This is a genomic window from Modestobacter sp. SYSU DS0657 (assembly GCF_054050925.1).
The window spans coordinates 1-24,006 of record NZ_JBJHAG010000023.1 but is presented as its reverse complement, the minus strand read 5'-3'; the positions used below and the strand labels follow the sequence as shown (position 1 = coordinate 24,006).

The following is a 24,006-nucleotide window of genomic DNA, read 5'->3' as shown; positions in this document are numbered from 1 at the left end:
CGCTAGTGGCCGCCCGTTCCAAGGCGCGCAAGCGCGCGGTCGACGTCCTCTACGAGGCCGACCTGCGCGGCAGCGACCCGCTCGCGGTGCTCCGCGACCGGGTCGGCGACGACTCCCCGCCGGTGCCCGACCACGCCGTCCGACTCGTCGAGGGCGTGGTCGAGCAGCAGGCGCGGATCGACGAACTGATCGAGCGGCACGCCCAGGGCTGGTCGCTGGACCGCCTGCCCGACGTCGACCGCGCCATCCTGCGGATGGCCACCTACGAGCTGCTGTGGGTCGACGACGTCCCCGACGCCGTGGTGATCGACGAGGCGGTGACGCTGGCCAAGGCGCTGTCCACCGACGACTCCCCGGCCTACGTCAACGGCGTCCTCGGCGGTATCGTCCGGGCCGAGATCCCGACCTGACGTCCCAGCGCTGAACACGAACGGCCCACTCTGCGCTGCAGAGTGGGCCGTGGGCGTTCAGCGGTCTGCCACCATCGCGGTCGTGGCCGTCGGACCGACACGGGGGTGGACGCCGGAGCCCGAACCCGAGGGGCCGCCCACCGTCGTCTGGCTCGAGGTCGACTACGCCTACTCGTCGATCCTGGTCGACCGGTCCCCGGGAGTGCTCGGGGTCCGCGTCCTCGACCCTGTTGCGCTCGGCCTGTCGCCGGGCCTGGCCGAACGGCTGGCGACGTGGCTGACCCGCTGGGAGCGGGTGTCCGGCTACTGGATCAACGAGTGGGGGAGGCCCGACTGGCTCCCGGCGGAGGAGGCGGCGCTGAGCCGGGACCTGCTGGACCTCGGGCACGACGTCGCCCACGAGCTGGGCCCGGATGTCGAGGTGCTGATCGAGGGCGTTCCGCTCGACGAGTACCGCCGCAACGGTCCCTGAGATCTGCGGTCTGGTGGCCACCGGGTGCCGGAGGCCACCAGACCGCAGATCTCGCGCGGGACCTCTCCTGCCGGAACCGGTCGCGAGCGGTGGGGGCGCTGTCAGCGGGGGGTGCGCCGCCGGTCGCCGCCCCAGCTGGGCTCGTCGTCGTCCTCGGTGGCGTAGCCGACGCCGTCCGGGCCGGGGGAGAGGACGCCCCACTCGATGAGCCGGGTGGTCAGCTCGTCGGGGCTCATGTCGTAGATGATCGCCAGCGACTTGAGGTCCTCGGCGCGGATGGACAGCACCTTGCCGTTGTAGTCGTGGCGCTGCGCCTGGATGGTCGAGGCGTAGCGGGCCAGCGGCCCGGCCTCGTCGGCCGGCAGCGAGCCGAGCGACTCCAGGTTCAGCACGATCTTGGTGCTCTTGGTGACGGCGCTGCTCGGCCGCGGGTCGGGCAGCAGCTCGGACACCGGGACGCCGTAGAACACGGCGAGCTCGGACAGCCGCTGGACGGTGACCGCCCGGTCGCCCCGCTCGTACGAGCCCACGACGACGGCCTTCCAGCGTCCGTGCGACTTGTCCTCCACGCCCTGCAGCGACAGGCCCTGCTGGTTGCGGATCGCTCGCAGGCGGGCGCCGAGCGCCCGCGAGTAGTCGGTGCTCATCGTCTCTGCTCACTGACTGTCGTCGGATGGGAGCCGTACTGGTGACGCAGAGTACCGAGCCTGCGTCCCGAGCGACAGTCGGGCGGCCCCCGGAGGGGGCAGATCGGGTGATCCGGGCACGGTCGGAGGTCACATCGGCCGGTGCAGTACCGTCGTCGCCGGTCCCACTCCTTTAACGACCCGTCCAGTGAGGCGGGGAAGGAGGCCTGATGGCCGACTCATCCGACCTGCCCGCACCGCCGCTGCTCGGCGCCGACGACCTCGCTCGCGTGGTCGACCGGATCGCCCACCAGCTGATCGAGAAGGCGGGCAACTCCCTGGCCGACCTCGTGCTCGTCGGCATCCCCACCCGCGGCGCCCCGCTGGCCCGCCGGCTCGCCGGCCGGGTCGAGGCGTTCTCCGGTACCGCCGTCGACGTCGGCACCGTCGACATCACCCTCTACCGGGACGACCTGCGGCGGCGCGGCGTGCGCGCGCTGGAGGAGACCCGGCTGCCCGGGACCGGGATCGACGACCGGCTGGTGGTGCTCGTCGACGACGTGCTCTTCTCCGGCCGCTCGGTGCGCGCCGCCCTGGACGCGCTGCGCGACCTCGGCCGCCCCCGCGCCGTCCAGTTGGCGGTGCTGGTCGACCGCGGGCACCGCGAGCTGCCGATCCGAGCGGATTACGTGGGCAAGAACGTGCCCACCTCCCGCAACCAGAAGGTGGAGGTCCACCTGGCCGAGATCGACGGGCTCGACGAGGTCCTGGTCACCGGCGGCCCGGAGCGGGGTGGTGACCAGTGAAGCGGCACCTGCTGGAGGCCGGCGACCTCGACCGGGACGACGCGACCCTGGTGCTGGACACCGCCGCCCAGATCGAGCAGGCGCTGACCGGGCGCGAGGTGAAGAAGCTGCCCACCCTGCGCGGGCGCACCGTGGTCAACCTCTTCTACGAGGACTCCACCCGCACCCGGATCTCCTTCGAGCTGGCCGCCAAGCGGCTCTCCGCCGACGTCATCAACTTCTCCGCCAAGGGCAGCAGCGTCTCCAAGGGCGAGAGCCTCAAGGACACCGCGCTGACCCTGGAGGCGATGGGCGCCGACGGCATCGTCGTCCGGCACGGTGCCTCCGGGGCGCCGCACCGGCTGGCGCACTGGGTCCGCGGCAGCGTGGTGAACGCCGGTGACGGCACGCACGAGCACCCCACCCAGGCGCTGCTGGACGCCTACACCATCCGCCAGCGGGTGGGCCGGCTCGACGGCGTCCGCGTGGTGATCGTCGGCGACGTGCTGCACAGCCGGGTGGCCCGCTCCAACGTCTGGCTGCTGGCCACCCTCGGCGCCGAGGTCACCCTGGTCGCCCCGCCGACGCTGCTGCCGGTCGGGGTCGGCAGCTGGCCGGTGCGGGTCGGCTACGACCTGGACGCCGTGCTGCCGAAGGCCGACGTGGTGATGATGCTGCGGGTGCAGGGCGAGCGGATGAACGCCTCGTTCTTCCCCAGCGCCCGCGAGTACAGCCGCCGGTACGGGCTGGACGCCCACCGGATGGCGGCGCTGCCCGACGACGCGATCGTCATGCACCCCGGGCCGATGAACCGGGGCATGGAGATCGCCGCCGAGGTGGCCGACTCGGCCCGCTCCACGATCGTCGACCAGGTCGGCAACGGCGTCAGCGTGCGCATGGCCGTCCTGTACCTGCTGCTCGGCGGCGCTCCTGAGGGGACCTCGTGAACACCTACCTGATCAAGAACGCGAGGCCGTACGGCGAGGACGCCGTCGACCTGCTGCTCGACGACGGCCGGATCGCCGCCGTCGGCACCGACCTGGCCGCCGACGGCGCCCGGGTGGTCGACGCCGACGGGCTGGTCGCGCTGCCCGGGCTGGTCGACCTGCACACCCACCTGCGCGAGCCGGGCCGGGAGGACGCCGAGACCGTGGAGACCGGCAGCCGGGCCGCGGCGCTGGGCGGCTTCACCGCGGTGCACGCGATGGCCAACACCGACCCGGTCGCCGACAGCGCCGGCGTCGTCGAGCAGGTCTGGCGGCTGGGCCAGCAGGCCGGGCTGGTCGACGTCGTCCCGGTCGGGGCGGTCACCGTCGGGCTGCGCGGGGAGCGGCTGGCCGAGCTCGGCGCGATGGCCGACTCCGCCGCCCGGGTGCGGGTCTTCTCCGACGACGGGCACTGTGTGGCCGACCCGGCGCTGATGCGCCGGGCACTGGAGTACGTGAAGGCCTTCGACGGTGTCGTCGCCCAGCACGCCGAGGAGCCGCGGCTCACCGTCGGCGCGCAGATGAACGAGGGCGACCGCTCCGCCCGGCTGGGCCTGGCCGGGTGGCCGGCCGCCGCCGAGGAGGCGGTGATCGCCCGCGACGTGCTGCTGGCCGGGCACGTCGGTGCGCGGCTGCACGTCTGCCACGTGTCGACGGCGGGCTCGGTGGAGATCCTGCGCTGGGCGAAGTCCCGCGGCGTGCAGGTGACCGCCGAGGTCACCCCGCACCACCTGCTGCTCACCGACGAGTGCGCCGAGGGCTACGACCCGGTGTTCAAGGTGAACCCGCCGCTGCGCACGGCCGAGGACGTCGAGGCGCTCCGGGCCGGGCTCGCCGACGGCACGATCGACGCCGTCGGTACCGACCACGCCCCGCACGCGGTGGAGGACAAGGAGAGCGAGTGGGCCGCCGCCCGCCCGGGGATGCTCGGGTTGGAGCAGGCGCTCGCCGTCGTCGTCCAGACGATGGTCGAACCCGGCCGCCTCGACTGGCGCGGCGTCGCCGACCGGATGTCGGTCCGCCCGGCGGCCATCGGCCGCCTGAGCTCGCACGGGCGGCCGCTGGCCGCGGGCGAGCCCGCCAACCTGCTGCTGCTGGACCCCGCGCACCGGGCCGTCGTCGACCCGGCCGCGCTGGCCAGCCGCAGCCGCAACAGCCCTTATGCCGGCCGGGAGCTCCCCGGCCGGGTGGTCGCCACGTTCCTCCGGGGCGCCGCGACCGTGCTCGACGGGAAGGCACAGAAGTGACAGAGGCACTGCTCGTCCTGGAGGACGGGCGCACGTTCCGTGGCGAGGCCTACGGCAAGGTCGGGACGACGGTCGGGGAGGCGGTCTTCTCCACCGGCATGACCGGCTACCAGGAGACGCTGACCGACCCCAGCTACGCCCGGCAGATCGTGGTGATGACCGCTCCGCACGTCGGCAACACCGGCGTCAACGCCGAGGACGACGAGAGCCGCCGGATGTGGGTGGCCGGCTTCGTCGTCCGCGACCCCGCGCGCCGCCCGGCGAACTGGCGGGCCACCGGCAGCCTGGACGACGAGCTGACCGCGCAGGGCGTCGTCGGCATCAGCGGCATCGACACCCGGGCGCTCACCCGGCACCTGCGCGACCGCGGCGCCATGCGCGCCGGGATCAGCAGCGACGGGCTCGACCGCGACGAGCTGCTGGCGAGGGTCACCGCCAGCGAGGCGATGACCGGAGCCGACCTCGCACCGCTGGTCAGCGCCGTGGACCCCTACGTCGTCCCGGCGGTGGGGGAGAAGCGGTTCACCATCGCCGCGCTGGACCTGGGGATCAAGACCGCCACCCCGCGGGCGCTCGCCGAGCTCGGCGTGGAGACCCACGTGCTCCCGGCCACCGCCACCGCCGAGGACCTGCTCGCGCACGGGGTCGACGGCGTGTTCGTCTCCAACGGCCCCGGCGACCCGGCCGCCGCCGACTACGCCGTCGCGGCGGTGCGCGGGGTCCTGGAGGCCGGCCGGCCGCTGTTCGGCATCTGCTTCGGCAACCAGATCCTCGGCCGCGCGCTCGGCCTGGGCACCTACAAGCTGCGCTTCGGCCACCGCGGCCTCAACCAGCCGGTGCTCGACCGGGTCAGCGGCACGGTGCGGGTCACCAGCCACAACCACGGCTTCGCCGTCGACGCCCCGCTGGACCGGACCACCGACACCCCGTTCGGGCCGGTCGAGGTCAGCCACGTCGGCCTCAACGACGACGTGGTCGAGGGGCTGCGGCTGACCGAGGTGCCGGCGTTCAGCGTGCAGTTCCACCCGGAGGCGGCGGCGGGTCCGCACGACGCCAACCCGCTGTTCGGCCGGTTCGTCGACCTGATGGCCGCTACGAAGGAAGGCAGTGCCGTGACACCCCCGCCCATCGTCGAGTCGAGCACGGGGGAGAAGGCCTGATGCCCAAGCGCACCGACATCCAGCACGTGATGGTGATCGGCTCCGGGCCGATCGTCATCGGCCAGGCCAGCGAGTTCGACTACTCCGGCACCCAGGCCTGCCGGGTGCTCAAGGCCGAGGGGCTGCGCGTCAGCCTGGTCAACAGCAACCCGGCCACGATCATGACCGACCCCGAGGTCGCCGACGCCACCTACGTGGAGCCGCTGACCCCGGAGTTCGTCGAGCGGGTCATCGCCGCCGAGCGCCCGGACGCGCTACTGGCGACCCTGGGCGGGCAGACGGCGCTGAACATCGCCATCGGCCTGTTCGAGAACGGCGTGCTGGAGAAGTACGGCGTCCAGCTCATCGGCGCCGACGTCGACGCGATCAACCGCGGCGAGGACCGGCAGCTGTTCAAGGAGATCGTGCGCTCGGTCGGCGCCGACGCCCCGCGCTCGAAGGTCTGCGCCACCGTCGAGGAGGCGCTGGCCACCGCGGAGGAGGTCGGCTACCCGGTCGTCATCCGGCCCAGCTTCACCATGGGCGGGCTGGGCTCGGGGTTCGCCACCGACGAGGAGATGCTGCGCCGGATGGCCGGTCACGGCCTGGCCGACTCACCCGTGCACACCGTCCTCATCGAGGAGTCGGTGCTCGGCTGGAAGGAGTACGAGCTGGAGCTGATGCGCGACCGCAGCGACAACGTGGTCGTCATCTGCTCGATCGAGAACATCGACGCGATGGGCGTGCACACCGGCGACTCGGTGACCGTCGCCCCGGCGATGACCCTCACCGACCGCGAGTACCAGCGGATGCGGGACGTCGGCATCGACGTGCTGCGCGAGGTCGGCGTGGAGACCGGCGGCTGCAACATCCAGTTCGCCGTCAACCCCGACAACGGCCGGCTCGTCGTCATCGAGATGAACCCCCGCGTCTCCCGGTCCTCGGCGCTGGCGTCGAAGGCCACCGGTTTCCCGATCGCCAAGATCGCCGCCAAGCTCGCGATCGGCTACACCCTCGACGAGATCACCAACGACATCACCGGGGTCACCCCGGCGTCGTTCGAGCCGTCGCTGGACTACGTCGTGGTGAAGATCCCGCGGTTCGCCTTCGAGAAGTTCCCCGGCGCCGACCCGCGGCTGACCACCACGATGAAGAGCGTCGGCGAGGTGATGGCCATGGGCCGCAACTTCACCGAGGCGCTGGGCAAGGCCATGCGGTCCACCGAGACCACGGCCGCCGGGTTCTGGACCGCGCCCGCGACCCGGGCCACCGCCGACGAGCTGCTGGAGCAGCTGCGCACCCCGGTCGACGGCCGGCTGTACGTTGCCGAGCAGGCGCTGGCCGCCGGCGCCACCGTGCAGCAGGTCTCGCAGGCGTCCGGTTTCGACGAGTGGTTCGTCGACCAGATCGCGCTGGTGCACGAGGTGGGCGAGGAGATCCGGCAGGCCCCGGCCCTCACCCCGGAGCTGCTGCGCCGGGCCAAGCGGCACGGCCTGTCCGACCGGCAGGTCGCCGCGCTGCGCCCCGAGCTCGCCGGCGAGGACGGCGTGCGCATCCTGCGCTGGCGGCTGGGCATCCGGCCGGTCTACAAGACCGTGGACACCTGCGCGGCCGAGTTCGCCGCCCGCACCCCGTACCACTACTCCTCCTACGACGAGGAGACCGAGGTCGAGCCGCGGGAGAAGCCGGCGGTGCTGATCCTCGGTTCGGGCCCCAACCGGATCGGGCAGGGCGTCGAGTTCGACTACTCCTGCGTGCACGCGGTGATGGCGCTGCAGGACGCCGGCTACGAGGCGGTGATGGTCAACTGCAACCCGGAGACCGTCTCCACCGACTATGACGTCGCCGACCGGCTGTACTTCGAGCCCCTGACGTTCGAGGATGTGCTGGAGGTCGTGGAGGCCGAGCGCGCCGCCGGCCCGGTCGCCGGGGTCATCTGCACCCTGGGCGGGCAGACACCGCTGGGCCTGGCGCAGCGGCTCAAGGACGCCGGCGTGCCGGTGCTGGGCACCTCGCCCGAGGCGATCGACGCCGCCGAGGACCGCGGGGAGTTCTCCCGGGTGCTGTCCGACACCGGGCTGCTCGCGCCCAAGCACGGCATGGCGACGACGTCGGCGGAGGCGAAGGCGGTCGCGGCGTCGATCGGCTACCCGGTGCTGGTGCGCCCCTCGTACGTGCTGGGCGGGCGCGGCATGGAGATCGTCTACGACGACGCCACGCTGGAGTCCTACATCACCAAGGCCACCGACGTGAGCACCGAGCACCCGGTGCTGGTCGACCGGTTCCTCGAGGACGCGGTCGAGATCGACGTCGACGCGCTCTACGACGGCACCGAGCTGTACCTGGGTGGGGTCATGGAGCACATCGAGGAGGCCGGGGTGCACTCCGGTGACTCCGCGTGCGCGCTGCCCCCGATCACCCTTGGCGGCGGGGAGATCGCCGGTCTCCGGCGGGCCACCGAGGCCCTGGCGGCCAGGATCGGCGTGCGCGGGCTGATGAACGTCCAGTACGCGCTCAAGGACGACATCCTGTACGTGCTGGAGGCCAACCCCCGGGCCAGCCGCACCGTGCCGTTCGTCTCCAAGGCGACGGCGGTGCAGCTGGCGAAGGCCGCGGCGCGGATCGCGGTCGGGGAGTCGATCGCCGACCTGCGGGCGGCCGGGGTGCTGGCGGCCAGCGGAGACGGCGCCGACCTGCCGGCCGACGCCCCGATCGCGGTCAAGGAGGCGGTCCTGCCCTTCCACCGGTTCCGCACGATGGAGGGTCACGGCGTCGACACCGTCCTCGGGCCGGAGATGAAGTCCACCGGCGAGGTGATGGGGCTGGACGCGGAGTTCGGCACCGCCTTCGCCAAGTCCCAGGCCGCGGTCTACGGCGACCTGCCGACCGAGGGCACCGTCTTCGTCTCGCTGGCCAACCGGGACAAGCGCTCGGCGGTCTTCCCGGTCAAGCGGCTGGCCGACCTCGGCTTCCGGGTGCTGGCCACCGCCGGCACCGCCCAGGTGCTGCGCCGCAACGGGGTCCAGTGCGAGGTGGTCGGGAAGTTCAGCGAGGGCCCGGGCAACATCGTCGAGCGGATCCAGGCCGGCGACGTCGACATCGTGGTCAACACCCCGTTCGGCACGCCCGGCAACAGCGGGCCCCGGCTGGACGGGTACGAGATCCGGGCGGCGGCGGTGAGCGCCGGCGTCCCGAGCATCACCACCACCCAGGGCCTGGCGGCCGCGGTGCAGGGCATCGAGGCGCTGCGCCGCGGGCACCTGGGCGTGCGCAGCCTGCAGGACCTGCACCGCGCGCTGGCCGCTGCCCCGCGTCCCGGCGCCCCGGCATGACCGGCGGGCTGCTGACCGAGCCGGCGCCGGCGGCGCCGCGCCCACCCGTGCAGCGGGTGGTCGCGGTGGCCGGCCGGCGGCCCGTCGGCGCGTACGTAGAGCTGAGCCTGGCCGCCCCGGAGGTGGCCGAGCGCGCGGTGCCCGGCCAGTTCGTCGCCTTCGCGGTCGGCGGGCCGACCTCGGCGAACCTACTGCGGCGGTCCATCGCGATCGCCGGGGTGGGCAGCGGCCAGGTGCAGGTGGTCGTCGCCCCGCACGGGCCCGGCTCCAGCTGGCTGGCCGGGCTGCAGGCCGGCGACGTGGTCGACGTCGTCGGGCCGCTGGGCCGCCCGTTCCCGATGCCGCCGCCGGGCACCCCGGCGCTGCTGGTCGGCGGCGGGTACGGCGCCGCCGCGCTGGTCGGGCTGGCCGGGCGGCTGCGCGCCACCGGCTCGGAGGTCGCCGCGGTCACCGGGGCGGCGTCGGCCGGGCGGCTGTGCTCGGTCCCGGAGCTCGGGTCGCTGGCCGCGCCGTTCGTGGTCATGACCGACGACGGCAGCGCCGGGCGCCGCGGCTGGGTCACCGAGGCGGTCGCCGAGCTGGTCACCGGCGCCGGGGTGGTCTACGCCTGCGGACCGATGGGCATGCTGCGCGCGGTCGCCGACGTGGCCACCGCCGCCGGGGTGCCCAGCTACGTCGCCGTCGAGGAGTCGATGGCCTGCGGCGTCGGCGTCTGCATGACCTGCGTGCTGCCGGTGGTCGGCGCCGACGGGCGCACCCGGTTCGCCAGATCCTGCGTCGAGGGCCCGGTCTTCGGCGGTGACCGGGTCCGGTTCGGCGACGTCGGCACCCTGCCGGCGGACGTCGTCGGCGCCGACGCCATGGGCTTCACCCCGCCGGCGGTGCCCACCCCGGCCGGCGCACCCCCCACCCCGGTCGCCCCGCCCGAGGCCGACCCCGGCGCCCCGGGAGCCTCCTCGTGACCGTCGGACAGGCCGCGCCCGCGGTGGACATGCGCACCGCCCTCGGCCCGGTGGGGGTGCCCAGCCCGGTGCTCACCGCGTCGGGCTGCTCCGGCTTCGGCCGGGAGCTGGAGCCGTTCGTCGACCTCACCGCGATCGGCGCGGTGGTCACCAAGTCGGTGCAGCTGCGGCCCCGCTCCGGCCGGCCGACGCCGCGGATGGCCGAAACGCCCAGCGGCATGCTCAACTCCATCGGCCTGCAGGGGCCCGGCATCGACGGGCTGTTGGCCGAGGACTTGCCGTGGCTCGCCCAGCGCGGCGCCCGCGCGTTCGTCTCCATCGCCGGCACCCGGGTGGAGGACTTCGCGGAGCTGGCCGCCCGGCTGCGCGGCGTGCCGGGGGTGCTGGGCATCGAGGTCAACATCTCCTGCCCGAACGTCGAGAGCCGCGGCGAGGTGTTCGCCTGCGACCCGGTCGCCGCCCGCGACGTCGTCGCCGCGGTGCGCGAGGCCGCCGACCCCGGGCAGCCGGTCTACGCCAAGTTGAGCCCGGACGTCACCGACATCGTGACGATCGCCCGCTCGGTGGCCGGCGCCGGCGCCGACGGGCTGTCGATGATCAACACCCTGCTGGGCCTGGTCATCGACCCCGACACCATGCGGCCGGTGCTCGGCGGCGTCACCGGCGGGCTCTCCGGCCCGGCGATCCGCCCGGTGGCGCTGCGCTGCGTCTGGCAGGTGCACCAGGCGCTGCCGCAGGTGCCGATCCTGGGCATGGGCGGCATCCGCAGCGGCCTGGACGCGCTGCAGTTCGTGCTCGCCGGCGCGAGCGCGGTCAGCGTCGGCACGGCGGTGTTCAACGACCCCTCGGCCTCGGCGCGCATCCACGCGGAGCTCGCCGCGGCGCTGGCCGCGCGCGGGTTCGGCTCGCTGACCGACGCCGTCGGGCACGCGCACCGGCCGGTCGACTCGTGAGCCGCCCGACGCACGCCGAGGTCGACCCGTTCGGCGTCCGGCTGGCCGCCGCGGTGGCCGCGCGGGGGCCGCTGTGCGTCGGCGTGGACCCGCACCGGCCGCTGCTGCTGGACTGGGGCGTCGGTGACGACGTCGACGGGCTGCGCCGGTTCACCGACCTGGTCGTCGACGCGCTCGCCGGGCACGTCGCGGTGCTCAAGCCGCAGATGGCCTTCTACGAGCGGCACGGCGCCCGCGGGGTGGCGGTACTGGAGGAGGCGGTCGCCCGAGCGCGGGAGGCCGGCACCCTGGTGCTGCTGGACGCCAAGCGCGGCGACATCGGCTCGACGATGGACGCCTACGCCGACTACCTGCGCAGCGATCACCCGATGCAGGTCGACGCGCTGACCGTGAGCCCCTACCTCGGTCCGGAGTCGCTGCAGCCGGCGGTCGGCACGGCGCGCCGGTTCGGTGGCGGGCTGTTCGTGCTGGCCCGCACCTCCAACCCCGACGCCGCCACGTTCCAGTCCGCGGTGGTGGGGGAGCGGTCGGTCGCGCAGACGGTCGTGGACACCGTCGGACGCTGGAACGCCCCCGACTGGCTGGTGGGCGACCCGGCGCCCGATCCCGCGGCCCTCGCGGACCAGCAGCGGCGCTTCGGGGCGTTCACCGGGTCCTTCGGTGTCGTCGTCGGCGCCACCCTGTCCGAGCTCGACGTCGACCTCACCGGGCTGCGCGGCCCGGTGCTGGCCCCGGGCCTGGGGGCGCAGGGCGGCACGGTGGCCGACCTGCGCCGGCTGTTCGGCGCCGACCAGGCCGTCGTCCCCACCGTCTCCCGGGACGTGCTCTCCGCCGGCCCGGACGCCGCGGCGCTCCGGGCGGCGGCCGACCGGTGGACGGCGGAGCTGACGGCATGAGTCCCGCGGCATGAGACGGGCGCTGCCCTGGCTGGTGCTGGCGCTGGGCGCGGGCCTGGCGGCGGCCGGGGTCGCCGTCTTCTGGCTGGCGAACACCCGGCCGTCGACCTGGACCGCCTACTCGGGGTCCTACGAGCCGTACCTCCCCGGGACGTCCGAGCCGTACCGGAGCGATCTGAGCCTGACCTTCGACGCCGGCCTGACCGTGATGTGGACCCAGCAGCACGTCACCGGCGTGGGGCTGCTGCTCGCCGGGCTCGTCGTGCTGGTCGGACTGGGGGGCTGGGTGCTCGGCCGGCGGTCCGGCCGGGGTGCGCGGGCGGTCTGAGCCGCGACACGCGCGCTGACCAGCAGTGACGGGAAGGGTGCGCGGCGTGTCCGCCGGGGCGCCCCGCCGGACAGCACACCGGCCTGGCGGTGCCGGCACCGGGGCACGCGTGACCAGTCGGTCTCGGATGACTAGGTTGACGGCCGAGGCTCACACCGCGGGCCGTCGCGAACGAGCTGGATCACCGAAGAACTGCGCCGGCACGCGCCGGACTGAACACGATTGGGTTGCTCCGTGCCCCTTCCCGAGTTGTCCCCCGAACAGCGCGCCGCCGCCCTGGAGAAGGCCGCCGCGGCCCGCAAGGCCCGTGCCGAGCTGCGTGAGCGGCTGAAGAGCAAGGGCGCCACGGTCGGCGACGTCCTCAAGCAGGGCGAGACCGACGAGGTGATCGGCAAGATGCGGGTCTCCGCGGTGCTCGAGTCGCTGCCCGGCGTCGGCAAGGCGCGTGCGGCGAAGATCATGGAGCGACTGGAGATCTCGCCGACCCGTCGGGTGCGCGGGCTGGGCGCCAACCAGCGCCGGGCACTGGAGGCGGAGTTCGGTGGCGAGCACGTCGAGGCCGACCAGGTCCCCACCGAGGGTGCCCTCTGACCGACTCCGCGGTGGTCCCCGACCACCCCGGTGCGAAGATCAACGAGTGGGACGACGAAACCGCGCGCGGCTGACCGTGCTCTCCGGGCCCTCGGGCGTCGGCAAGGGAACGGTCGTCGCCGAGGTCCGGCGCCGGCACCCCGAGGTCTGGGTGTCGGTGTCGGTCACCACCCGCAAGCCGCGTCCCGGTGAGGTCGACGGCGAGCACTACTGGTTCATCGACGACGAGACCTTCGACTGGCTGGCCGCCAACGACGGGCTGCTGGAGTGGGCCTCCTACGCGGGCAACCGATACGGCACCCCGAAGGCGCCGGTCGACGAGCAGCTCGCCGCCGGGTCACCAGCCCTGCTGGAGATCGAGCTGCAGGGTGCTCGGCAGGTGCGGGAGCGCGCGCCCGAGGCCCAGCTGGTCTTCCTGGCCCCGCCGTCCTGGGCCGAACTGGTCAGCCGGCTGGCCGGCCGGGGCACCGAGGCGCCGGAGGTCCAGTCCCGCCGGCTGGCGCTGGCGCAGGCCGAACTGGACGCCGCCGGCGAGTTCGACGTCGTGGTCGTCAACGACGACGTGGCCAGAGCAGCCGACGAGTTGGTAAGCTTGCTGACTGCGCCTCCGCCCGCTGGTCCCTGACCGCAGCCGAGGGCGCCCCCGAGGCGACCGCGCGGACCCGTCCGCCGCCCGCCCGCACACCGAGTTGAGGAGCACGCCCGCCCGTGTCCGGAGTCGCACCCGCCCCTGAGGGCATCACCAACCCGCCGATCGACGAGCTGCTGGAGCGCACCACCAGCAAGTACGGGCTGGTCATCTACGCCGCCAAGCGCGCGCGGCAGATCAACGCCTACTACAGCCAGCTCTCCGAGGGCCTCCTGGAGTACGTCGGCCCGCTGGTCGACACCGCGCCGCAGGAGAAGCCCCTGTCGATCGCGCTGCGTGAGATCAACGAGGGCCTGCTGACCCACACCGCCGGCGAGAATTAAGAGAAGGACCACCCTTCCCCCCACGCCTCGCAGGCTCGGCGCGGGCCCCTGAAGGGCGGCGGTTCCAGCACCTCACGGCCCGAAGTGATGACGAAGCCCCCGGCTGGTGCCGGGGGCTTCGTCGTGCCTGGGGGAGGATGGACGGCATGAGCCGGATCGTGCTGGGGGTGGCCGGCGGCGTCGCCGCCTACAAGTCCGCGCTGCTGCTGCGCGCGCTCACCGAGGCCGGGCACGACGTCCGGGTGGTCCCGACCGCCTCGGCGCTGCGGTTCGTGGGCGCGGCGACCTTCGAGGCGCTGTCGGGCAACCCGGTCAGCACCGACGTCTGGGACGACGTCCCCGAGGTGGCGCACGTCCGGATCGGGCAGACCGCCGACCTGGTGCTGGCGAACCCGGCCACCGCCGACCTGCTCGCCCGCGCCGCTGCCGGCCGCGCCGACGACCTGCTCACCGCCACACTGCTCACTGCGCACGCACCCGTCGTCTTCGTACCGGCCATGCACACCGAGATGTGGCTGCACCCGGCCACCCAGGACAACGTGGCCACCCTGCGCCGCCGCGGCGCGGTCGTGCTGCCCCCCGCCGTGGGCCGGCTCACCGGGCCCGACTCCGGCCCCGGCCGGCTCCCCGACCCGGCCGACGTCGCCGCGCTGGCCGCCGTCGTCCTGGAGCGCGGCGCCGCCGCGCTCCGTCAGGACCTCACCGGCCGCCGCGTGGTGATCAGCGCCGGCGGCACCCGCGAGCCGCTGGACCCGGTGCGGTACCTGGGCAACCGCTCGTCCGGGCGGCAGGGACAGGCGCTGGCCCGGGTCGCCGCCGCGCGGGGCGCCGAGGTCGTGCTGGTCGCGGCCAACGTCGCCGAGCCCGCCCCGTTCGGCGTCCGCACCGTCGCCGTCGAGACCGCCGAGGAGCTGCGCGTGGCGATGGCAGCCGAGGCGGCCGGCGCCGACGTCGTCGTCATGGCCGCGGCCGTGGCCGACTTCCGGCCGGTCTCGGTCGCCGACACCAAGCTCAAGAAGGGCGGCGCCGCCGAGCCGGACGCCGTGCCGCTGACCCGGACCACCGACGTGCTCGCCGAGCTGGTGACCGCCCGGGCACCCGGGCAGGTCGTCGTCGGCTTCGCCGCGGAGACCGGGGACGCCGAGGGCGACGTGCTCACCCACGCCCGGGCCAAGCTGGCCCGCAAGGGGGTCGACCTGCTGGTGGTGAACGACGTCTCCTCCGGCCGGGTGTTCGGCCGGGAGGAGAACGAGGTCACCGTGCTGGCCGACGACGGGACGGCCACGCCGCTGCCGACCGCCCGCAAGGACGCCGTGGCCGCCGGCATCTGGGACGCGGTGGCACGCCGGCTCCCCGGCGCGTGATTCCCGCCGCCTGATCCCCTCGGGCGCGCGCCGACGCCACCCGACGGGCATCCGGCCCCGCCGGTAGGCTCGGCGGTCGAGCTCATCACCGGACGCGGGTCCCGCGCTCGGCCGTCGATCGCAGGGAGAACCGAGTGGCACGCCGCCTCTTCACGTCCGAGTCGGTCACCGAGGGGCACCCCGACAAGATCGCCGACCAGATCAGCGACTCGATCCTGGACGCGATGCTGGAGCAGGACCCCCGCAGCCGGGTCGCCGTCGAGACGATGATCACCACCGGCCAGGTGCACATCGCCGGTGAGGTGACCACCTCCGGCTACGTGGACATCGCCGACATCGTGCGGCGCACCATCCTCGGGATCGGCTACGACTCCTCGCGCAAGGGCTTCGACGGCGCCTCCTGCGGGGTCAGCGTCTCCATCGGCGCGCAGTCCCCGGACATCGCCCAGGGCGTCGACACCGCCTACGAGTCCCGCCTCGCCGGCCTCAGCGACGCCGAGCACCGCGCGGCCATCGCCGACGACCTCATCGAGCGCCAGGGCGCCGGCGACCAGGGCCTGATGTTCGGCTACGCCACCGACGAGACCCCCGAGCTCATGCCGCTCCCGATCGCGCTGGCGCACCGGCTGTCCCGCCGGCTCTCCGCGGTGCGCAAGGACGGCTCGGTGCCCTACCTGCGGCCCGACGGCAAGACCCAGGTCACCGTGGTCTACGAGGACGACCGGCCGGTCGCCGTCGACACGGTGGTCGTCTCCAGCCAGCACGCCGAGGACATCTCGATCGAGACGCTGCTCGCCCCGGACGTCCAGGAGCTCGTCGTCGAGCCCGAGCTCGCCGCCCTCGGCCTGCCCACCAGCGGCTACCGGCTGCTGGTCAACCCCACCGGCAAGTTCGTGATCGGCGGCCCGATGGGCGACGCCGGGCTCACCGGCCGGAAGATCATCGTCGACACCTACGGCGGCATGGCCCGCCACGGCGGTGGGGCCTTCTCCGGCAAGGACCCGTCGAAGGTCGACCGGTCGGGGGCCTACGCGATGCGCTGGGTGGCGAAGAACGTCGTCGCCGCGGGCCTGGCCCGCCGCTGCGAGGTGCAGGTCGCCTACGCCATCGGCGCCGCGCACCCGGTCGGGCTGTTCGTGGAGACCTTCGGCACCAACACCGTGCCGGAGGAGACGCTGGAGAAGGCGATCACCTCGGTGTTCGACCTGCGCCCGGGCGCGATCGTCCGCGACCTGGACCTGCTCCGCCCCATCTACGCCCCGACCGCCGCCTACGGCCACTTCGGCCGCACCGACGTCCAGCTCCCGTGGGAGCGGCTGGACCGGGTCGACGCGCTCCGCGCCGCCGTGGGCTGAAGGATCCCGCTGCCCCCCGAGAGGGACCCCGTCCTCCTCACCCCTCGCAGGCTCGGGGCGAGCCCCGGGACGGGGCCGACCGAGCTCGACGCGGACCCTTGCAGCGGGGCCGCGCTGTCGGTGCCGTCCCGGAGACTGGCGCGGTGAGAGTCGCCCGGGTCGTCGTCGACGTGCCGCTGGCGCACCTGGACCGGCCCTTCGACTACGCCGTCCCCGACGAGCTGGCCGAGCAGGTGGTGGCCGGCTGCCGGGTGCGGGTGCGCTTCGCCGGCAAGCTGGTCGACGGGGTCGTGCTCGAGGTCGCCGGCTCCACCGACCACACCGGCAAGCTGGCGCCGCTGGCCAAGGTCGTCTCGCCCGAGCCGGTGCTCACCCCGGAGGTCGCCGAGCTGGCCCGCTCGGTCGCCGACCGCTACGCCGGCACGCTGACCGACGTGTTGCGGCTGGCCCTGCCACCGCGGCGGGCCGCGCCCGAGAAGCGCCCGGTGGCCGACCCGCCACCCCCGCCGCCGGCTCCCGACCCGGCCGGGTTCGCCCGGTACCCGACCGGCCCGCAGCTGCTGTCCGCGGTCGCCGACGGGGCCCCGGCCCGGGCGGTGTGGACCGCGCTGCCCGGCGAGGACTGGCCCACCCGGCTGGCCGAGCTGGCGCAGGCGGCGCTGTCCGGGGGGCGGGGCGCCCTGGTCGTCGTCCCCGACGGCAAGGACCTCGACCGGCTGGCCGCCGCCGCCGACGCGCTGCTGCCCACCGGCTCGGTGGCGGTGCTGCGCGCCGACGCCTCACCCGACGTCCGGTACGGCAGGTTCCTGACCGCCGCCCGGGGCAGCGCGCAGGTCGTCCTCGGCACCCGCGGCGCGGTCCTCGCCCCGGTGCGCGACCTCGGGCTGGTCGTCGTCTGGGACGACGGCGACGACCTGCACGCCGAACCGCGCGCCCCCTACCCGCACGCCCGCGACGTGCTGGTGCACCGCGCCCACCTGGCCGGCTGCGCCGCGGTGGTCGCCGGCACCGCCCGCACCGCCGAGGGGCAGCTGCTGGTGGAGTCCGGCTGGGCGCACGAGCTGGTCGCCGACCGGGCGACCCTGCGCGCCGCCGCCCCCCGCGTGCAGGCGGTGGGCAGCGACTTCGAGCTGGCCCGGGACGCCGCGGCCCGCACCGCCCGGCTGCCCACCCTCGCCTTCGACGTCGCCCGGAAGGCGCTGCAGGCCGGCACCCCGGTGCTGGTGCAGGTGCCCCGCTCGGGCTACGTGCCGTCGCTGGTCTGCGACCGGTGCCGGGCACCGGCCCGCTGCGCGCACTGCGGTGGGCCGCTCGGCGTCTCGCCGCGCCCGGGGAAGGGCGGCACCCGGATCGCGGCCTGCCGGTGGTGCGCCCGGCCGGCGGCGACCTTCGACTGCCCGCACTGCCACGGGACGAAGCTCCGCGCCGCGGTGATCGGGGAGGCCCGCACCGCCGAGGAGCTGGGGCGGGCCTTCCCCGGCGCCGCCGTGCGGGTCTCCGGTCGCGGCTCGGGTGTGCTGGCCACCGTGCCGGGTGGGGCGGCGCTGGTGGTCGCCACCCCGGGCGCCGAGCCGGTGGCCGAGGGCGGCTACGGCGCGGCGCTGCTGCTGGACGCCTGGGCGCTGCTCGGCCGGGCCGACCTGCGGGCGGGGGAGGAGACCCTGCGCCGCTGGATGAACGCCGCGGCGCTGGTGCGGGCGGGGCAGCCGGTGGTGGTGGCCGCCGACGCGGGCCACCCCGTGGTGCAGGCGCTGGTCCGCTGGGACCCCGCCGGCCTGGCCGCCCGCGAGCTCGCCGACCGCCGGGAGCTCGGCTTCCCCCCGGCCACCCGGATGGCGTCGCTGTCGGCGTCGCCGGCGGCGCTGGCGGAGTTCCTGGACGCGCTGCGGTTGCCCGAGCACGCCGACGTGCTCGGCCCGGTGCCCGAGCCGCCCCGCCCGGGGCAGGAGGGCGAGCGGGAGCGCTACCTGGTGCGGGTGCCGCGGGCCGAGGGCACCGGGCTGGCCCGGGCGCTGCGCGAGGTGCAGGGCGTGCGCAGCGCGAAGAAGGCGCCCGAGCACGTGCGGGTGCAGCTCGACCCGCTCGAGCTGGCCTGACGGCGGGGCGTCAGTCGATCGGCTGGTCCAGCAGCTGCGCCAGCTCGGCGTCCATCCGGGCAGCCACGGCGTCCTCCGCGGCCCGCTCGGTGGCCCGGCGCCAGCGGACCGGCAGCGTGCAGGCGGCGGTGCCCACGCCGGCCAGGGCGCCCAGCAGCAGGTGCGGACGCCGGTGCCCGCGGCGGCGCAGCGCCCGGGCGAGCGGGCGGTGCACGGCGGTGATCCCCAGCCCCCACCCGGTGCTGACCAGCCCCTGGTGGCGCAGCACCGCGTGGTCGGCGGGGTCCGCCGGCTCGATCGGCATGCCCTGGAAGGTGCGCCGCAGCGCGGGCAGGTCGTGGGCCACCGTCTCCGCCGCGACCACGGCCATGACGGCGAGGTACACCCGGCGGCGGGCGGCCGACCGGGCGGGGTGGTCGAGTGCTGCCTCGGCGCCGCCGACGGCCACCCCGTCGACGACGGTGCTGAGGACGGCGTGCAGGCGGTGGGTGGCGAGGGAGGCCATTCCTGCACCGTAGCCAGGTCACCCTGCGGGCGCCGATGGACCCGCCACCTACCATCGTCCGGTGAGCGTCACCCCGATCCGGATCATGGGCGACCCGGTGCTGCGCACCCCGGCCGCCCCCGTCGTCGACTTCGACAAGGAGCTCCAGCAGCTCGTCGCCGACCTGACGGACACGATGCACGCCGCCGGCGGGGCCGGCATCGCCGCGCCGCAGATCGGCGTGGGCCTGCGGGTGTTCACCTGGTACGTCGACGGCGAGGTGGGCCACCTGGTCAACCCCGACGTGACGCCGGTGGGCGAGGAGACCGAGTCCGACGCCGAGGGGTGCCTGTCCATCCCGGGCTTCCGCTTCGACTGCCGCCGCCACCTCTACGTCGCCGCCACCGGCTGGAACATGCACGGCGACCCGATCCGGGTGGAGGGCTCGCACAAGCTGGCCCGCGCCATCCAGCACGAGACCGACCACCTCGACGGGGTGCTCTTCGTCGACCGGCTCGACGCCGAGGCCCGCGAGGCGGCGCTGTCGGTGCTCGCCGACGCCGCCTGGCAGGGCGAGCAGGCCTACCTCCCCAGTGGTGAGCCGGTCCCGGCTCCGGTCGTGAAGGTGAGCCCCCACTGAAGCTCCTGTTCGCCGGTACCCCGGCGCCCGCGGTCGTCTCGCTGGACGCGCTGCTGGGTTCGCGGCACGAGGTCGTCGCCGTGCTGACCCGGCCCGACGCCCCCGCCGGCCGGGGACGGCGGACCAGCCGGTCCCCGGTCGCCGAGCGCGCCGACGCCGCCGGCATCCCGGTGCTGCAGCCCCGGTCGCCGCGCGAGCCGGAGTTCCTCGACCAGCTGCGCGCGCTGGACGTCGACTGCGCGCCGGTGGTCGCCTACGGCGCGCTGGTGCCGCCGGCCGCGCTGGAGATCCCGCGGCACGGCTGGGTCAACCTGCACTTCTCGCTGCTGCCGGCCTGGCGCGGCGCGGCCCCCGTGCAGCACGCGGTCATGGCCGGCGACGAGGTCACCGGCGCGGCGACCTTCCAGCTGGAGGCCGGGCTGGACACCGGCCCGGTGTTCGGCGTCGTCACCGAGCCGATCGGCCCGGCCGACACCGCCGGCGACCTGCTCGACCGGCTCGCGGTCAGCGGCGCCGGCCTGCTGGTCGCCACCCTCGACGGCATCGCCGACGGGTCGCTGCGCCCGGAGCCCCAGCCCGCCGAGGGAGTCAGCCTCGCCCCGCGGATCGAGACCGCCGACGCCCGGGTCGACTGGACCCTTCCGGCCCACGTCGTCGACCGCCGGGTCCGCGGCGTCACCCCGACGCCGGGCGCGTGGACCACCTGGCGCGGCAACCGGCTGCGGCTCGCCCCGGTCGAGCCGTTGCCCACCTCGCTGGGCCTGGAGCCCGGTGAGGTCTCGGTCGGCCCGACCGGCGTGCTGGTGGGCACCGGCCGCGGCGCCGTGCGACTGCGCGAGGTGCAGCCCGCGGGCAAGAAGATGCTCCCCGCCGCCGACTGGGCGCGGGGTGCCCGGCCGGAGCCGGGTGAGCGGCTCGGCGAGCAGGTGGGCGCATGACCGGCCCGGCGAAGCGGGCCGGCTCCAAGCGACGGAACGACCCCGGCACCGGCAACCAGCGCCCCCAGCCCCGGCGGCACCGTCCCACCCTGGACGGCGCCCGGCTGACCGCCTACGACGTCCTCGAGGGCGTCTCCAGCCGGGACGCCTACGCCAACCTGCTGCTGCCCCAGCTGCTGCGCGAACGGCAGCTCGAGCCCCGCGACGCCGCCTTCGCCACCCAGCTGGCCTACGGCACGCTGCGCGCGGCCGGCACCCTGGACGCCGTCCTGACCACGCTGGTGTCCCGGCCGCTGGCCGAGCTGGACCCCAAGGTCCTGGACCTGCTGCGGCTGGGCGCCTACCAGCTGATCGACCTGCGGGTGCCGGCGCACGCCGCCGTCGACACCAGCGTCGCCCTGACCCGGGCGATCGTCGGCACCGGCGCCTCCGGGCTGGTCAACGCTGTGCTGCGCAAGGTGGCCGCCGGCGGTGACCGGGCCGCCTGGGTGCAGGCACTCCAGCCCGCCGACGACGACGCCCGGCTCGCGCTGACCACCGACCACCCGCGCTGGATCGTCGAGGCCTGGCGCGATGCGCTCGGTGCCGCCGGGGAGGTCGAGCCGGCGCTGCTGGCCGACGACGCAGCCCCCGAGGTGCACCTGGTGGCGCGGCGGATCGACCGCGACCAGCTGGCCACCGAGGCCGGCGGCGAACCAGGGCCCTGGTCGCCGTACGCCGTCCGGCTCGGCTCCGGCGACCCCGGGCGGATCGCCGCCGTGCGCTCCGGCGCCGCCGCGGTGCAGGACGAGGGGAGCCAGCTGGCTGCCCTCGCGCTGGTCCGCGCGCCGCTGGAGGGCCCCGACGAGCGCTGGCTGGACATGTGCGCCGGCCCGGGCGGCAAGGCTGGTCTGCTGGCCGCCGCCCGGCCCGCCGGGGTGCACCTGACCGCCGCCGACCGCGCGCCGCACCGCGCCGAGCTGGTGCGCGGCGCGCTGGCCGGGGCCGACGACGTCGACGTGCAGGTCGCCGACGGCACCGCCCCGCCGTGGCCGGCCGGCTCGTTCGACCGGGTGCTGCTCGACGCGCCGTGCACCGGTCTCGGCGCGCTGCGCCGCCGGCCGGAGGTGCGCTGGCGGCGGACCGCCGGCGACGTCGCCCCGCTGGCCGAGCTGCAGCGGCAGCTGCTGGACGGTGCGCTGGCCTCGGTGCGGCCCGGGGGAGTGGTCGCCTACGTGACCTGCTCCCCGCACGCGGCCGAGACGGTCGACGTCGTCGATGCCGCGGCGGCGCGCGACGACGTCGAGGTGCTGCCGGTGGCCCCGCTGTTCAGCGAGGTGCCCGGCATCGAGCGGGGCCGCTACGGCCAGCTGTGGCCGCACCGGCACGGCACCGACGCGATGTTCCTGGCGCTGCTCCGCCGCACCCGCTGACCGTCAGGCCGGCGGGTCGGCGAGCCAGCGCCGGGCCTCGGCCAGGTTGCGCTCGCCGAGCCACAGCTGGACGACCGCGCCCGCCGCCAGGGCGGCCCCGAACACCGCCAGGCCCACGGCCGGTGGGTCGGCGAGCAGCGCCACCGCACTGGCCGTGGTGCCCACGGCGACGACCAGCCCCCAGCCGACCCGCCGCAGGCGTGCCCTGCGCAGCCGCTGCTGGGCGCGGGCCCGGACCATCCCTGGCTGCGCCCACCCGGCGAGCCGCCGGTGGCGCAGCGCGAAGTCGGTGCGGGCGCCGTCGATGCGGGCTCCCCGGTCACCCCACCGCCAGGCGGCCGCGCGCACCAGCGCGAAGAGCAGGAGCAGCAGCCAGGCGAGGGCCGCGGAGGCGTCGCCGCCACCGAGGACCAGGAAGGCGTAGCCGGCCGCGTAGCCGACCAGCACGGCCTCCACGACCAGCCGCCGGCGGCGGTCCCACGCGCGCAACTCCGCCTCGCCCGCCCGGATCGCGGCGTCGTCCTCTGCGGTGCGGTTCCTGGCCACCGGCGCACGGTATCGGCCGCTCGGCAAACCCCTCGCCCGGACCGTCCCGTCGCACTAGCGTCCGTCCTCGTGCCGTGGCTGCCCGAGGACTTCGCCCACCCGACCCGCGCCGAGCTGCCGACCGGGGAGCACCTGCGGCCGATGAGCGACGCCGACACCGAGATCGACTTCCCGGCGGTGATGGGCTCACGGGAGCGGCTGTGGACGATCTACGGCCCAGCCTGGGGCTGGCCGCCGGCGACGATGACCGTCGAGCAGGACCGCGAGGACCTGGCGCACCACGCGCGGGAGATCGCCGCGCACGAGAGCTTCCTCTACGGGGTGTTCCCGCCCGACGAGTCCGAGCTGCTGGGCTGCGTCTACGTGGACCCGCCGGAGAAGGCCGGCGACGCCGACGCCGAGGTCTCCTGGTGGGTCGTCGACCGGTTGGTGGGCAGTGACACCGAGCGGGCCCTGGACGAGTTCGTGCCCGCCTGGCTGGCGGCGCACTGGCCCCTGCGCCGGCCGCGGTTCGTGGGCCGCGACCTCACCTGGGCCGCGTGGATCGCGCTGCCCGACCGGGACGCTCGGGAGCCGGGGCCCGACGCTGGGTGATCCCGCCCCGGTCCGCCGACGTCGCCCGGTTTCCCCGCGCGCCCGGACGGTCATGACCTGCAGCCACCGCCCCGCGGCCAGGGGCGGCGAGCGCACTGGGGGACGGGTGGCCGACGGGATCGACGTGCGGGTGCACCAGCACGACGACGTCGTCGTGCTGGTGGCGCGCGGCGACGTCCGCGGCGACCCGGAGTCGCTGCGCCGGCTGGTCGGGGTGGCGCTGCTCGCTCTGGACGACCAGCCGGCCGTGCTCGACGTCTGCGACCTGTACGTGCACCGGAGGGAGGGGCTGGCGGCCCTGCGGTGGCTGATCCGGGAGCGGCCGCCGGGTGCGCGCACCGTCGTCCTGGCGCGGACGGCGATGCGGCGGCACATGCACGGCGTCTTCGGCCGCGGCGTCGCCTGGTACCCGGCGGAGGTGCAGACGCCGTGGGTCGGCGTCGCCGCCGCGCTGTCGCACCACCGCCGCCACCTGCCGGCCGACCAGCGGAGCGACCTGGACCTGGACCAGCTGGTGCCGCTGCTCTGGGCGGCCGCCGAGCAGCGGGCGGCCGCCCGGGCGCGGCCGGCCCGCGGGGAGCGGTGAGCCCCCCCCCCGCGGGCCGGTCGGTGCAGGTCGGCCGACGACCCGGGAGCCGCCGGTCAGCACGTTCCCGTCCGGGTGCCCCTGCGGTGCCGGCTGCACCCGTCCGCTGGCCGGGCAGCCCCGGCCGGCCCGGTCCGGCTCGCCGGCACCTCGCCGACGGGGGCGCGGGGTCACCGGTGTGGGGGGGGGGGGGGGGGGGGGGGGGGGGGGGGGGGGGGGGGGGCGGGGGGGGGGGGGGGGGGGGGGGGGGGGGGGGGGGGGGGTGGTTGTGGGGCATCCAGCGGAAGGGCGG

25 protein-coding genes are annotated in these 24,006 nt (G+C 75.5%); 22 read left to right on the top strand and 3 right to left on the bottom strand.

Features of this window, described 5'->3' with window-relative positions:
* The first annotated feature begins 5 nt into the window (after positions 1–5).
* Together nusB and ACI79A_RS14635 are read left to right on the top strand one after the other, a co-directional pair.
* Positions 6–410: a transcription antitermination factor NusB gene (gene nusB / locus ACI79A_RS14640; protein WP_457084349.1), complete on the top strand. Its 405-nt coding sequence runs from the start codon at positions 6–8 to the stop codon at positions 408–410.
* Positions 411–492: 82 nt separating this feature from the next.
* Entirely contained in the window at positions 493–882 is a 390-nt protein-coding gene (locus tag ACI79A_RS14635) for a hypothetical protein (protein WP_457084347.1), read from the top strand.
* Positions 883–983: 101 nt separating this feature from the next.
* Here ACI79A_RS14635 and bldD read toward each other — a convergent pair whose 3' ends face one another.
* Complete coding sequence (bldD, locus tag ACI79A_RS14630) at positions 984–1,529, bottom strand: transcriptional regulator BldD (protein WP_457084345.1); 546 nt, start codon at positions 1,527–1,529, stop codon at positions 984–986.
* Positions 1,530–1,738: 209 nt separating this feature from the next.
* On the opposite strand from bldD, the gene pyrR reads away from it, so the two are divergent.
* The 15 genes from pyrR (at position 1,739) to ACI79A_RS14555 (ending at position 18,514) form a co-directional block, all read left to right on the top strand.
* Positions 1,739–2,314 (top strand): bifunctional pyr operon transcriptional regulator/uracil phosphoribosyltransferase PyrR, encoded by a 576-nt coding sequence (pyrR, locus tag ACI79A_RS14625; protein ID WP_457084343.1) that lies wholly within the window; start codon positions 1,739–1,741, stop codon positions 2,312–2,314.
* The gene (locus tag ACI79A_RS14620) at positions 2,311–3,240 is read left to right on the top strand and encodes an aspartate carbamoyltransferase catalytic subunit (protein ID WP_457084341.1); all 930 of its coding nucleotides are present in this window, start codon (positions 2,311–2,313) and stop codon (positions 3,238–3,240) included. Before pyrR ends, ACI79A_RS14620 begins: the two co-directional genes overlap by 4 nt.
* On the top strand, positions 3,237–4,526 hold the full coding sequence (locus ACI79A_RS14615; protein ID WP_457084339.1) for a dihydroorotase: 1,290 nt from the start codon (positions 3,237–3,239) through the stop codon (positions 4,524–4,526). Before ACI79A_RS14620 ends, ACI79A_RS14615 begins: the two co-directional genes overlap by 4 nt.
* The gene (carA, locus tag ACI79A_RS14610) at positions 4,523–5,686 is read left to right on the top strand and encodes a glutamine-hydrolyzing carbamoyl-phosphate synthase small subunit (protein WP_457084337.1); all 1,164 of its coding nucleotides are present in this window, start codon (positions 4,523–4,525) and stop codon (positions 5,684–5,686) included. Before ACI79A_RS14615 ends, carA begins: the two co-directional genes overlap by 4 nt.
* On the top strand, positions 5,686–8,997 hold the full coding sequence (carB, locus tag ACI79A_RS14605; RefSeq protein ID WP_457084335.1) for a carbamoyl-phosphate synthase large subunit: 3,312 nt from the start codon (positions 5,686–5,688) through the stop codon (positions 8,995–8,997). Before carA ends, carB begins: the two co-directional genes overlap by 1 nt.
* Positions 8,994–9,959 carry an iron-sulfur cluster-binding protein gene (locus ACI79A_RS14600; RefSeq protein WP_457084333.1) on the top strand — a complete coding sequence of 322 codons (966 nt, stop codon included), beginning with the start codon at positions 8,994–8,996 and terminating at the stop codon, positions 9,957–9,959. Before carB ends, ACI79A_RS14600 begins: the two co-directional genes overlap by 4 nt.
* Positions 9,956–10,912: a dihydroorotate dehydrogenase gene (locus ACI79A_RS14595; protein WP_457084331.1), complete on the top strand. Its 957-nt coding sequence runs from the start codon at positions 9,956–9,958 to the stop codon at positions 10,910–10,912. Before ACI79A_RS14600 ends, ACI79A_RS14595 begins: the two co-directional genes overlap by 4 nt.
* On the top strand, positions 10,909–11,808 hold the full coding sequence (gene pyrF, locus ACI79A_RS14590; RefSeq protein WP_457084329.1) for an orotidine-5'-phosphate decarboxylase: 900 nt from the start codon (positions 10,909–10,911) through the stop codon (positions 11,806–11,808). Before ACI79A_RS14595 ends, pyrF begins: the two co-directional genes overlap by 4 nt.
* Positions 11,809–11,818: 10 nt before the next feature.
* The gene (locus ACI79A_RS14585; RefSeq protein ID WP_457084327.1) at positions 11,819–12,136 is read left to right on the top strand and encodes a hypothetical protein; all 318 of its coding nucleotides are present in this window, start codon (positions 11,819–11,821) and stop codon (positions 12,134–12,136) included.
* Positions 12,137–12,370: 234 nt separating this feature from the next.
* Positions 12,371–12,727 carry an integration host factor, actinobacterial type gene (gene mihF, locus ACI79A_RS14580; RefSeq protein ID WP_457084325.1) on the top strand — a complete coding sequence of 119 codons (357 nt, stop codon included), beginning with the start codon at positions 12,371–12,373 and terminating at the stop codon, positions 12,725–12,727.
* 46 nt (positions 12,728–12,773) lie between these two features.
* On the top strand, positions 12,774–13,352 hold the full coding sequence (gene gmk, locus ACI79A_RS14575; RefSeq protein WP_457084323.1) for a guanylate kinase: 579 nt from the start codon (positions 12,774–12,776) through the stop codon (positions 13,350–13,352).
* Positions 13,353–13,435: 83 nt separating this feature from the next.
* On the top strand, positions 13,436–13,699 hold the full coding sequence (gene rpoZ / locus ACI79A_RS14570) for a DNA-directed RNA polymerase subunit omega (RefSeq protein WP_153360746.1): 264 nt from the start codon (positions 13,436–13,438) through the stop codon (positions 13,697–13,699).
* Positions 13,700–13,845: 146 nt separating this feature from the next.
* Positions 13,846–15,063, top strand: coding sequence for a bifunctional phosphopantothenoylcysteine decarboxylase/phosphopantothenate--cysteine ligase CoaBC (gene coaBC / locus ACI79A_RS14565; protein WP_457084321.1), 1,218 nt, complete (start codon positions 13,846–13,848; stop codon positions 15,061–15,063).
* A gap of 134 nt (positions 15,064–15,197) precedes the next feature.
* On the top strand, positions 15,198–16,418 hold the full coding sequence (gene metK / locus ACI79A_RS14560; protein WP_457084319.1) for a methionine adenosyltransferase: 1,221 nt from the start codon (positions 15,198–15,200) through the stop codon (positions 16,416–16,418).
* 143 nt (positions 16,419–16,561) lie between these two features.
* Positions 16,562–18,514, top strand: a complete 1,953-nt coding sequence (locus tag ACI79A_RS14555; RefSeq protein WP_457084317.1) for a primosomal protein N' — start codon at positions 16,562–16,564, stop codon at positions 18,512–18,514.
* A 10-nt stretch (positions 18,515–18,524) separates the two neighbouring features.
* Here the strand turns inward: ACI79A_RS14555 and ACI79A_RS14550 are convergent, their stop codons facing one another.
* Positions 18,525–19,019, bottom strand: a complete 495-nt coding sequence (locus ACI79A_RS14550) for a hypothetical protein (protein WP_457084315.1) — start codon at positions 19,017–19,019, stop codon at positions 18,525–18,527.
* Between the two features lie 61 nt (positions 19,020–19,080).
* On the opposite strand from ACI79A_RS14550, the gene def reads away from it, so the two are divergent.
* Genes def through ACI79A_RS14535 form a run of 3 tightly spaced genes read left to right on the top strand, consistent with a single transcriptional unit; the run spans position 19,081 to position 21,988 of the window.
* Positions 19,081–19,638 carry a peptide deformylase gene (gene def, locus ACI79A_RS14545; protein WP_457084313.1) on the top strand — a complete coding sequence of 186 codons (558 nt, stop codon included), beginning with the start codon at positions 19,081–19,083 and terminating at the stop codon, positions 19,636–19,638.
* The gene (gene fmt, locus ACI79A_RS14540) at positions 19,635–20,576 is read left to right on the top strand and encodes a methionyl-tRNA formyltransferase (RefSeq protein WP_457084431.1); all 942 of its coding nucleotides are present in this window, start codon (positions 19,635–19,637) and stop codon (positions 20,574–20,576) included. The genes def and fmt overlap by 4 nt, the downstream gene beginning before the upstream one ends.
* Positions 20,573–21,988: an RsmB/NOP family class I SAM-dependent RNA methyltransferase gene (locus tag ACI79A_RS14535; protein WP_457084311.1), complete on the top strand. Its 1,416-nt coding sequence runs from the start codon at positions 20,573–20,575 to the stop codon at positions 21,986–21,988. The genes fmt and ACI79A_RS14535 overlap by 4 nt, the downstream gene beginning before the upstream one ends.
* 3 nt (positions 21,989–21,991) lie before the next feature.
* Here ACI79A_RS14535 and ACI79A_RS14530 read toward each other — a convergent pair whose 3' ends face one another.
* On the bottom strand, positions 21,992–22,534 hold the full coding sequence (locus tag ACI79A_RS14530; protein ID WP_457084309.1) for a hypothetical protein: 543 nt from the start codon (positions 22,532–22,534) through the stop codon (positions 21,992–21,994).
* 69 nt (positions 22,535–22,603) lie between these two features.
* On the opposite strand from ACI79A_RS14530, the gene ACI79A_RS14525 reads away from it, so the two are divergent.
* Both ACI79A_RS14525 and ACI79A_RS14520 read left to right on the top strand, forming a co-directional pair.
* Positions 22,604–23,128, top strand: a complete 525-nt coding sequence (locus ACI79A_RS14525) for a hypothetical protein (RefSeq protein WP_457084307.1) — start codon at positions 22,604–22,606, stop codon at positions 23,126–23,128.
* Between the two features lie 106 nt (positions 23,129–23,234).
* The gene (locus tag ACI79A_RS14520; RefSeq protein WP_457084305.1) at positions 23,235–23,714 is read left to right on the top strand and encodes a hypothetical protein; all 480 of its coding nucleotides are present in this window, start codon (positions 23,235–23,237) and stop codon (positions 23,712–23,714) included.
* Positions 23,715–24,006: the final 292 nt, after the last annotated feature.